Source organism: Stenotrophomonas sp. PS02301 (genome assembly GCF_029959485.1).
Lineage (GTDB): Bacteria > Pseudomonadota > Gammaproteobacteria > Xanthomonadales > Xanthomonadaceae > Stenotrophomonas > Stenotrophomonas maltophilia_Z.
Genome location: NZ_JASCOO010000122.1, coordinates 1 through 11,178, shown reverse-complemented (window position 1 = coordinate 11,178; position 11,178 = coordinate 1). Strand labels below are relative to the sequence as shown.

The window sequence follows — 11,178 nt, the reverse complement described above, 5'->3', positions numbered from 1 at the left end:
CGGGGGGGGGGGCTGTAAGCATGGTTGGCATGGGCCCCACGGTTTGCAAAGCAAACCGTGGGGCGTCAGCGCGAATGCGCTTATGCACCATGCGAGGCCAGCTGACCCAGGCGCTGCACCGCGACCGAGACGGTCGGGTAGTCCAGGGTCTTCTGCTCGGCCAGCTCGGCCAGCATCGCCAGGGTGAAGCGCAGGCTGCTGTCATCGCGCCCCATCCAGGCGGCGACCTTGGCTTCGGCACTGCTGCCCTTCATCGACAGGACCTGGGCAGCCAGGTTGCGATGGTGGGCGGCCAGCTCGTCGCGCAGCACGCCACGGGCCACGGCGTGCCAGCGGCCGTTGACCTCCAGCGCGTCGATCTGCTCGAACAGCCACGGCAGCTGCAGGGCGTCGCCCAGGCGGAAGTGGACCTTGGAGACGTCCACCGGCTTGAGCTTGCGGGTGCGGGCCAGCTCGATGATGTCGAACGCCGGCTCCAGGAACTGCAGTTCCGAGAGCTGCTGCGACAACGCCGGCGGCAGGCCCTTGTCCTTCCACTCCTGCACGCTGGCCTCGTAGGCCGGGCGCTGCGAATCGGGCAGCACGCCCGAGGCGTCGCGGATGTCGTTGAAGGCAGCCTGGTAGCGGTTGACCGCTTCGGTGATGCCCGGCATGGCGCCCGGGCGCGAGAGCAGCCAGCGCACGAACGAACGCTGCAGCTTCCAGATCACTTCCAGCGCGTCGATCTGCACCGACTCCGGCAGCGTGCCGTCGAGGGCGTCGATCTGTGCCCACAGGGCGCGTGCATCCAGCGTTTCACGGCTGATCGTGTACGCCTTGGCGACCTCGGCCACGGTGCGGCCGGTGTCTTCCTGCATGCGCATCAGGAAGGTGGCGCCCATGCGGTTGATGGTCTGGTTGGTCACGGCCGTGGCGATGATTTCGCGCTTCAGGCGGTGACGCTCCATCGCATCGGCGTACTTCTTCTGCAGCGGCGTCGGGAAGTAGCGCTGCAGCTCCTTGGACAGGTACGGATCTTCCGGAATGTCCGACTCCAGCAGCTGCTGGAAGGCCACCAGCTTGGAGTAGGACAACAGCACCGACAGTTCCGGACGGGTCAGGCCCTGGCCACGCGCCTTGCGTGCGGACAGTTCCGCATCCGAGGGCAGGTACTCGATCTGGCGATCCAGCAGGCCCTGCTGTTCCAGGGTGCGGATGAAGTGCTGCTTGGAACCCAGGCGCTTGACCGCCATGCGTTCCATCAGGCTCAGCGCCTGGTTCTGACGGTAGTTGTCCATCAGCACCAGCGCGGCCACTTCGTCGGTCATCGAGGCCAGCAGCTTGTTGCGCTGTTCGACGGTCAACTTTTTGGCACGCACCACATCGTTGAGCAGGATCTTGATGTTGACTTCGTGATCGGAGGTGTCCACACCGGCCGAGTTGTCGATGAAGTCGGTGTTGAGCAGCACGCCGGCCTGGGCGGCTTCGATACGGCCCAGCTGGGTCATGCCCAGGTTGCCGCCCTCGCCCACCACCTTGCAGCGCAGCTCGCCGCCATTGACGCGCAGCGCGTTGTTGGCGCGGTCGCCGACATCGCTGTGCTGCTCGCTGGCCGCCTTGACGTAGGTACCGATGCCGCCGTTCCACAACAGATCGACCGGCGCCTTGAGGATCGCGCTCATCAGATCGTTCGGGGTCATCGACTTGATGCCCTCGTCCAGGCCGAGCACCTCACGCACCTGCGGGGTGATCTCGATCGACTTCAGCGTACGCGGGTACACGCCGCCGCCCTTGCTGATCAGCTTGGCATCGTAATCGGCCCAGCTGGAGCGCGGCACGGTGAACAGACGCTCGCGCTCGACGAAGGTCGTGGCCGCATCCGGGTTCGGGTCCAGGAAGATGTGGCGGTGATCGAATGCAGCCACCAGGCGGATGTGGCGCGACAACAGCATGCCGTTGCCGAACACGTCGCCGGACATGTCGCCCACGCCGACCGCGGTGAAGTCCTGGCTCTGGCTGTCACGGCCCAGCGCACGGAAGTGGCGCTTGACCGACTCCCACGCACCGCGGGCGGTGATGCCCATGCCCTTGTGGTCGTAACCGACCGAGCCACCGGAGGCGAACGCATCGCCCATCCAGAAGCCGTGCGCCACGGCCAGGCCGTTGGCGATGTCGGAGAAGGTCGCGGTGCCCTTGTCGGCGGCCACCACCAGGTACGGGTCGTCCATGTCGTGGCGGACCACGTCCACCGGCGGCACGATCTTGTTGTTGACGATGTTGTCGGTGATGTCCAGCAGGCCCTGGATGAACAGCTTGTAGCAGGCCACGCCGTTGGCGAACACCGCATCACGGTCACCGTTGACCGGCGGCATCTTGGCGAAGAAGCCGCCCTTCGCGCCGACCGGCACGATCACGGTGTTCTTGACCATCTGTGCCTTGACCAGGCCCAGCACCTCGGTACGGAAATCTTCGCGACGGTCCGACCAGCGCAGGCCGCCACGGGCGACGGCACCGAAACGCAGGTGGGTACCTTCCACGCGCGGGCCGTACACGAAGATTTCGCGGTACGGGCGCGGCTTGGGCAGGTCCGGCACCAGCGCCGAATCGAACTTGAAGCTGATGACGTGGCCCGGGCGGCCCTCGGCATCGGTCTGGTAGTAGCTGGTGCGCAGGGTCGCATCGATCACGCCCATGAAGCTGCGCAGGATGCGGTCTTCATCGAGGCTGGAGACGCGGTCCATCAGCTTGAGCAGCGCATCGCGCGCGGCGTCCATCTGCACGGTGCGGTCGCCCTTGCGCGCATCGACCACGGTCTTGAGCACTTTCAGGGTGGCTTCGTCACCGCCGGCGAGCACGGTCAGGTGCGCGCGCAGCTGGGCCTGGCCCTCGGCGATCGCGTCCTTGCTCTCGTGGCCGGTGGCCGGATCGAAGCGGGCTTCGAACAACTCCACCAGCAGGCGGGCCAGCAGCGGGTAACGGGTGAAGGTGCCTTCCACATAGGCCTGCGAGAACGGCACGCCGGTCTGCAGCAGGTACTTGCAGTAGCCACGCAGCATCGCCACCTGGCGCCAGTGCAGGCCGGCGGCGAGCACGAGGCGGTTGAAGCCGTCGTTCTCGGCATCGCCGTGCCACACGCGGGCGAAGGTTTCACCGAAGGCGGCATCAACGCTCGGCGCATCGATCGCACCGGCCACCGATTCCACTTCGAAGTCCTGCACATACACCGGGGCGTTATCGACCGTCAGACGGTACGGACGCTCGGCGATGACACGCAGGCCCATGTTTTCCATCATCGGCAGCGCATCGGACAGCGGAATATCGTCCAACTGGCGATACAGCTTCAGGCGCAGGCCATCGCCGCCTTCGCGCTGCACGGCCTGCAGGCTCAGGCGCAGATCGTCCGGGCCGGTCAGCGCATCCAGCTGGCTGACGTCATTGGCGGCGATCTCGGTGCTGGAGTCTTCGATGTAGCCGGCCGGCAACGCCTTGCCGATACGCGCCGCGATGCGCAGGCCTTCGCCCTCACCGTGACGGGCCACCAGCGCTTCGCGCAGATCGTCCTGCCAGTTGCGCAGCACCTGGGCAAGCTTCTGCTCCAGTGCGCTGGTATCCACTTCCAGGGTCTGGCCAGCCTTCGGGCGCACGATCAGGTGCACCTGGGCCAGCGGCGACTCACCGAGCACGACCGAGCTGTCCACGTACTCGCCCTGCAGGGCGTCCTTGAGCATGGCTTCGATGCGCAGGCGCACATCGGTGTTGAAGCGTTCGCGCGGCAGGTACACCAGCGCGGAGATGAAACGGCTGTACTTGTCACGGCGCAGGAACAGACGGCTGCGCACGCGCTCCTGCAGGCCCAGCACGCCCATGGCGGTGCGGAACAGTTCGTCCTCGCTGGACTGGAACAGCTCTTCGCGCGGCAGGGTTTCCAGGATGTGGCGCAGGGCCTTGCCGCTGTGGCTGCTCGGTGCCAGGCCGGACTTGCTCATCACGTATTCGTGGCGCTGGCGCACCAGCGGGATTTCCCACGGGCGGCGGTTGTACGCGCTGGAGGTGAACAGACCCAGGAAGCGCTGCTCGCCGATGATCTTGCCCTTGGCGTCGAATTCGAGCACGCCGATGTAATCCATGTAACCGGCGCGATGCACGCGCGAGCGGGCATTGGTCTTGGTCAGGATCAGCGCGTCCTTCAACCCGGTGGTGGCATTGAGGCCCTGCGCGGCGAGGGTCTTGACCGGACGTGCAGCGGACTTGTCCTGCCCGCGCATCAGGCCCAGGCCGGTGTCGTTCAACGGCGCCAGCACGTCTTCCTTGCCCTGCTTCTCGACGCGGTATTCGCGGTAACCGAAGAAGGTGAAGTGGTTGTCGGCGGCCCAGCGCAGGAACTCCTGCGCCTCAGCGCGCGAGGCGGCATCGACGGGCAGCTGGCGGCTGCCGAGGTCGTCGGCCAGGCTCTGCGCCTTGGCACGCATCGCGTCCCAATCGCGGACGATGGCACGCACCTCGTCCAGCGCCTTGATGATCGCCTTCTCAACGTCGGCCATCGCCTCGGCCGGCTGGCGGTCGATCTCCAGCAGCATCACCGATTCGGAGGTGCCGTCGCTGACACCGGTCAGCTTGCCGGCCTTGTCACGCGCGAAACGGATCACCGGGTGACCCAGCACGTGCACGCCGACGCCATGCTCGGCCAGCGACATCGTGACGGTGTCGACCAGGAACGGCATATCGTCGTTGACGATCTGCAGCACCGTGTGCGGCGACTCCCACCCGTTGCTCTTCAGCGTCGGGTTGAACACGCGGACGTTGGCCTTGCCGGACTTGCGCACGCGCGCAAATTCCAGCGTGTCCGCTGCCAGTGCAGCCCACTCCTCGGCGCTGTGGTGCGGGAACTCGTCCGCCTCCATGCGCTTGTAGAAGTCGGCGGCAAAAGCCACTGCCTCGGCCTGCCCGGCCGACGGGTAGCGCTTGCGCAAGGCCGTGTACACCGGCTCCAGCGAGAAGCCCACTGGCGAAACAGTCTGCGTATCGGCTGGTTTGGATTTGTTTTTCACGGTCTTGGCTGCTGGTTTTTGCGGTTTCATGACGGAGCGGTGCGTGTTGCTCAGTTGGGAAAATGAAATTGTAGGCCTACCGCACAGAAATACCTTGCTGCAGGACGGAATAAGGTGATTCGGGTTGGGTCCCGTTTACATCGCCACCGTCAGTTCGGACGGGTACGGATCAACGCATCGGGGTTTCATCCGACGCAGCATCGGCCGCTTCGGTTGCAACTTGACGTTGGTCATCAAACGCGACGGAAAGACAAGGCTTCTACAATTCTGAACTGGACGGTATAGTCCACCCCGTGACTCCCCCACCCCCCGCCGCCAGCGCCATGGACGCGCGCGATCATCGCGTGTTCGATGCTGTGCGCGAACTGCTGGCCAGCCACGGCATGCAATTGAGCATGGACGCCGTGGCCCAGCACGCGGGCTGCTCCAAGCAGACGCTCTACAGCCGCTACGGCAGCAAGCAGGAACTGCTGCGCCGGGTGATGCAGCGGCATGTCTGCCGCGCGACCGCCGGGCTGCGCTCACTCGACGGTGATGACCTGCGTGGCAGCCTGCTGCAGTTCGCCAACGACTACCTGGACCATTTCAACCAGCCGCATGTGGTCCAGGCCCGAAGGCTGATCGCGACAGAATCCAGCCAGTTCCCCCAGGAAGCCCGTACCCTCTATCAGGACGGCGCCGGGGCCCTGGCGCTTCACGTATCTGAATGGCTGGCAACACGCTCTGCCCGGGGCCAATTGAGGCATGACGACCCGCACTTCATGGCTGAACTGCTATTGAGCATGATCGCCGGCTTGGATGTCGAAAAACAGCGCTTCCATATCCCCCATCGCGCTGACGCCGCCGTGCGCCGCCGCTGGGCAGAATTCTCCGTTGACAGCTTCCTGCGCGCGTTCGCCGCGCCCGAAGCCGCCACGGCTTCGTATTCAAACCAACACCGGAGCTTCTCCTGATGATCGCCCCACTCCGCACCCTTGCCCTGACGTGCGCAGTCGCCCTTGCGTTTACCGCCTGCAAGAAGGAAGAGCAGCAGGCCCCGCCGCCGCCGGAGGTGGGCGTGATCGAGGCCAAGCCGCAGACCCTGCCGTTGCAGCGTGAACTGGTCGGCCGCCTTTCGCCGTTCCGCAGTGCCGACGTCCGGGCCCGCGTGCCGGGCGTGCTGCTCAAGCGCGTCTATCAGGAAGGCTCGGATGTGAAGGAAGGCCAGGTGCTGTTCCTGATCGATCCAGCCCCCCTGCGTGCCTCGCTCAATGCTGCGCAGGCCGAACTGGCCTCGGCCCAGGCCACCGCCGCCAATGCCAAGGCCGCTGCCAACCGCGCCCGCTCGCTGGCGCCGCAGGCCTACGTCTCCAAGTCCGACCTGGATGCAGCCGAAGCCACCGAGCGCACTGCCGCTGCCGCCGTGCAGCAGGCCCAGGCCTCGCTGGCCAGCGCGAAGATCAACCTCGGCTATGCCGAAGTGCGCTCGCCGATCAGCGGCCGCGCTGGCAAGCAGCAGGTCACTGAAGGTGCGCTGGTTGGCCAGGGCGATGTGACCCTGCTGACCACCGTGGATCAGCTCGACCCGCTGTACGTGAACTTCTCGATGAGCGTGGATGAGCTGACCCAGATGCGCGCGGCCCAGGCCAAGGGCGCACTGGCCCTTAGTGGTGACGGCAAGTCCACCGTGCAGGTGAAGCTGGCTGACGGCACCGTCTACGACCAGCCGGGCACACTGGATTTCTCCTCGACCACGGTCGACCCGGCCACCGGCGCGGTCTCGCTGCGCGCGGTGCTGCCCAACCCGCAGCAGATCCTGCTGCCGGGTGCCTTCGTCAGCTTCCAGGCGACCCTGGGTGAGCGCAACAACGCCTACCTGGTGCCCCTGCAGGCGCTGCAGCGCGACACCACCGGCGGCTACGTGCTGGTGGTGGGCAAGGACGGCAAGGTTGCCCGCAAGAATGTGAAGAGCGAAGGCCAGCAGGGCAGCAACTGGCTGGTCAGCGGCGGTCTGGATGCGGGCGATCAGGTCATCGTCGCCGGCGTGCAGAAGGTCAAGGAAGGCGAACCGGCCAAGGCTGCCCCGTGGAACCCGGCTGCCGGCAACGGCAATGGCCAGGCGCCGGCGGGTGCTGCTCCGGCAGGTGCTGCTCCGGCGGCTGCCGCCAAGCCCGATGCCGCGGCCGCCCCGGCTGATGCCGCCGCCGCAAAGTCCGACGCCGCTCCGGCTGCCGAACCGAACAAGCAATAACGGGAATCCTCCGTCATGCCTAAATTTTTCATTGAACACCCGGTATTCGCCTGGGTGGTCGCGATCCTGATCTCGCTTGCGGGCGTGATCTCGATCCTGGGTCTGGGCGTGGAGTCCTACCCGAGCATCGCGCCTCCCCAGGTGACGGTGAGCGCCACCTACCCCGGCGCCAGCGCCGACACCGCCGAAAAGTCGGTCACCCAGGTGATCGAGCAGCAGCTGACCGGTATCGATCACCTGCTGTACTTCAGCTCCTCTTCGGCCTCCAACGGCCGCGTCACCATCACCCTGACCTTCGAAACCGGCACCGATGCCGATATCGCCCAGGTCCAGGTGCAGAACAAGGTCTCGCTGGCAACGCCTCGCCTGCCGACCGAAGTGACCCAGCAGGGCGTGGTGGTGGCCAAGGCCAACGCCGGCTTCCTGATGGTGGTGGCCCTGCAGTCCGACAGCGCCTCGATCGACCGCGACGCCCTCAACGACATCGTCGGTTCGCGCGTGCTCGACCAGATCTCGCGTATCCCCGGCGTGGGCAGCACCCAGCAGTTCGGTTCCGAGTACGCCATGAATATCTGGCTCAACCCGGAAAAGATGCAGGGTTACGGCCTGTCGGCCACCCAGGTACTGGCCGCGATCAAGGACCAGAACGTGCAGTTCGCGGCCGGTTCGCTGGGCTCGGATCCCTCGCCCGAGGGGCACTACTTCACCGCGACCGTGTCGGCCGAAGGCCGCTTCAGCTCGCCGGAAGAGTTCGAGAACATCATCCTGCGCGCCAATGCCGACGGCTCGCGCGTGCTGCTCAAGGACGTCGCCCGGATCGCCTTCGGTGCGAACAACTACGGCTTTGACACCCAGTACAACGGCAAGCCGACCGGTGCCTTCGCGATCCAGCTGCTGCCGGGCGCCAACGCGCTGAACGTGGCCAATGCGGTCACCTCGAAGATGGATGAGCTCAAGCCGAGCTTCCCGGCCGGTGTCAGCTGGTTCTCGCCGTACGACAGCACCACCTTCGTGAAGATCTCGATCGAGGAAGTGGTCAAGACCCTGATCGAAGCGGTCGTGCTGGTGTTCCTGGTGATGCTGATCTTCCTGCAGAACTTCCGCGCCACGCTGATCCCGACCCTGGTCATCCCGGTCGCACTGCTGGGCACGTTCCTGGGCATGAGCATCATCGGCTTCACCATCAACCAGCTGACGCTGTTTGCGATGGTGCTGGCGATCGGCATCGTGGTCGATGACGCCATCGTGGTCATCGAGAACGTCGAACGCATCATGACCGAGGAGAAGCTGCCGCCCAAGGCCGCCACCCAGAAGGCCATGACCCAGATCACCGGTGCGGTGGTGGCCATCACCGTGGTGCTGGCCGCGGTGTTCATTCCGTCGGCCCTGCAGGGCGGCGCCGCCGGTGAGATCTACAAGCAGTTCGCGCTGACCATCGCCATCGCGATGGCCTTCTCGGCCTTCCTGGCCCTGGGCTTCACCCCGGCGCTGTGCGCGACGTTCCTCAAGCCGACGCACAACGACAAGCCGAACATCGTCTACCGCACCTTCAACAAGTACTACGACAAGGTCAGCAACACCTACGTGGGCCACATCACCTCGGCGGTGAAGCATGCCCCGCGCTGGATGATCCTGTTCGTGGTGCTGACCGTGCTGTGCGGTTTCCTGTTCACGCGCATGCCGGGCAGCTTCCTGCCCGAAGAAGACCAGGGCTACGCGCTGGCGATCGTGCAGCTGCCGCCGGGCTCGACCAAGTCGCAGACCAACCACGCCTTTGCCCAGATGCGCGGCATCCTGGAAAAGCAGGATGGCTTCGAAGGCATGCTGCAGGTGGCCGGTTTCAGCTTCGTCGGCTCCGGTGAAAACGTGGGCATGGGCTTCATCCGCCTCAAGCCCTGGGCGGACCGTGACATCACGGTGCCCGAGTTCATCAACAACATGAACGGCGCGTTCTACGGGATCAAGGAAGCGCAGATCTTCGTGGTCAACCTGCCGACCGTGCAGGGCCTGGGCCAGTTCGGCGGCTTCGACATGTGGCTGCAGGACCGTGGCGGCGTGGGCTATGAGCAGCTGACGCAGGCCCGCAACATCCTGCTCGGCAAGGCGGCGCAGGAAAGCGACCTGCTGACCGGCGTGCGCCCGAACGGCCTGGAAAACGCCCCGCAGCTGCAGTTGCACGTGGACCGCGTGCAGGCGCAGACCATGGGCCTGTCGGTGTCGGACGTGTACAGCACCATCCAGCTGATGCTGGCCCCGGTATACGTCAACGACTTCTTCTACGAAGGCCGCATCAAGCGCGTGACCCTGCAGGCCGATGGCCCGTATCGCACCGGTGCGGAATCGTTGAACAGCTTCTACACGCCCAGCACGCTGCAGACCAATCCCGACGGCACGCAGGCGATGATCCCGCTGAGCACCGTGGTGAAGTCCGAGTGGGTGTCCGCACCGCCGTCGCTGAGCCGCTACAACGGCTACTCGGCGGTCAACATCGTCGGTTCGCAGGCGGCCGGGCGCAGCTCGGGCGAGGCGATGCAGGCGATGGAGCGGATCGTCAACGACGACCTACCGGCCGGCTTCGGCTACGACTGGTCGGGCATGTCCTACCAGGAAATCCTGGCCGGCAACGCCGCGACCCTGCTGCTGGTGCTGTCCATCGTGGTGGTGTTCCTCTGCCTGGCCGCGCTGTATGAAAGCTGGTCAATCCCGGTGGCGGTGCTGCTGGTGGTGCCACTGGGTGTCCTCGGCGCGCTGGCCTTCTCGCTGGCACGTGGCCTGCCGAACGATCTGTACTTCAAGATCGGCCTGATCACGGTGATCGGCCTGGCGGCGAAGAACGCGATCCTGATCGTGGAGTTCGCGGTGGAACAACGGGCCGCAGGCAAGAACCTGCGCGAGGCGACCATCGAAGCCTCCCGCCTGCGTTTCCGCCCGATCCTGATGACCTCGTTCGCCTTCATCATGGGCGTGGTGCCGATGGCCATCTCCACCGGTGCCGGCGCCAACGCACGTCACGCCATCGGTACCGGCGTGATCGGCGGCATGGTGTTCGCCACCTTCCTGGGTCTGCTGATGATCCCGGTGTTCTTCGTGGTGGTCCGCCGCATGTTGGGTGACAAGCTGGACGAACCGTCCAAGGAGTTCCTGGAACGCCAGGGCGAAGCCAATACGGCCCACCGTCCGGATCGTTGATGCACAGGGGCAGCCACGGTTGCCCCACCGCCAGGTGACCACCGTGGGTGGTCACGCTGGAATGAAGAAGCCCCGGCGCGAGCCGGGGCTTTTTTGTGTGCGCCGCATGACGGGTAGAGCCACACCATGTGTGGCTGAGCGAAGGCACGCATCGGGGGACCAGGTAATGACGGCCGCTGGCCGGCTGCTCCGGGCACCTGCCAGGCAAGGATCGCCGGGTTGCCGGCCGACGGCCGGCACTACCAAATGGTCTCAGCGCAGCAACGCTACTGCCGCGCATACCAACACGATCACCAACGACGGCCACTGCATTGGCATGTAGAAGAAGTGATGGCGGGCATGCTCGCCCACCGCGCGCGGGCCGCGGTTGAGCACGATGCCGAGCACGACATTGATCGCTGCGCCGATGCCGAATCCGACCAGCAGCTGCGCCAGCGAGGTATTGCCTTTGGCAACCGCAGGATCCGGCCACAGCCACATCAACAGCAGCAGGGCGGCGATGGGGGTGAGCAGGGTCAGGAACCCTGCGCCTCGATAAATAACCATGGGGTGACCTGCAGAACGGGGCCGCACATTCTGCACTACCCCGCGTTCCGACCAGCGGTCGGCACCTACCTTGATCCGACGCTGGAGCGTCCGCAACCTCTCAAGGCCACTTCAGAGGCCCCGGACCGACCAGCGGCGCCCCACGGGCGCCGGGGGGCTATCGGTCAGCGCCGCCCGGGGGCGGTG

General features: G+C 65.7%; 4 protein-coding genes and 1 pseudogene. 3 read left to right on the top strand and 2 right to left on the bottom strand.

What is annotated here, in order from left to right:
- Positions 1 to 80: 80 nt before the first annotated feature.
- Positions 81 to 4,973, bottom strand: a pseudogene (locus QMX81_RS19045) (NAD-glutamate dehydrogenase domain-containing protein); the annotation flags it as partial.
- 377 nt (positions 4,974 to 5,350) lie between these two features.
- Between QMX81_RS19045 and QMX81_RS19040 the strand changes: the two are divergent.
- The 3 genes from QMX81_RS19040 to QMX81_RS19030 are packed head-to-tail and all read left to right on the top strand — an operon-like array spanning position 5,351 to position 10,446.
- Positions 5,351 to 5,980 (top strand): TetR/AcrR family transcriptional regulator, encoded by a 630-nt coding sequence (locus QMX81_RS19040; protein WP_282263817.1) that lies wholly within the window; start codon positions 5,351 to 5,353, stop codon positions 5,978 to 5,980.
- Positions 5,980 to 7,257, top strand: coding sequence for an efflux RND transporter periplasmic adaptor subunit (locus tag QMX81_RS19035; RefSeq protein WP_282263814.1), 1,278 nt, complete (start codon positions 5,980 to 5,982; stop codon positions 7,255 to 7,257). Before QMX81_RS19040 ends, QMX81_RS19035 begins: the two co-directional genes overlap by 1 nt.
- 15 nt (positions 7,258 to 7,272) lie before the next feature.
- Positions 7,273 to 10,446, top strand: a complete 3,174-nt coding sequence (locus QMX81_RS19030) for a multidrug efflux RND transporter permease subunit (RefSeq protein ID WP_121037894.1) — start codon at positions 7,273 to 7,275, stop codon at positions 10,444 to 10,446.
- Between the two features lie 252 nt (positions 10,447 to 10,698).
- Here the strand turns inward: QMX81_RS19030 and QMX81_RS19025 are convergent, their stop codons facing one another.
- Positions 10,699 to 10,992: a hypothetical protein gene (locus QMX81_RS19025; protein WP_121037897.1), complete on the bottom strand. Its 294-nt coding sequence runs from the start codon at positions 10,990 to 10,992 to the stop codon at positions 10,699 to 10,701.
- Positions 10,993 to 11,178 lie beyond the last annotated feature (186 nt).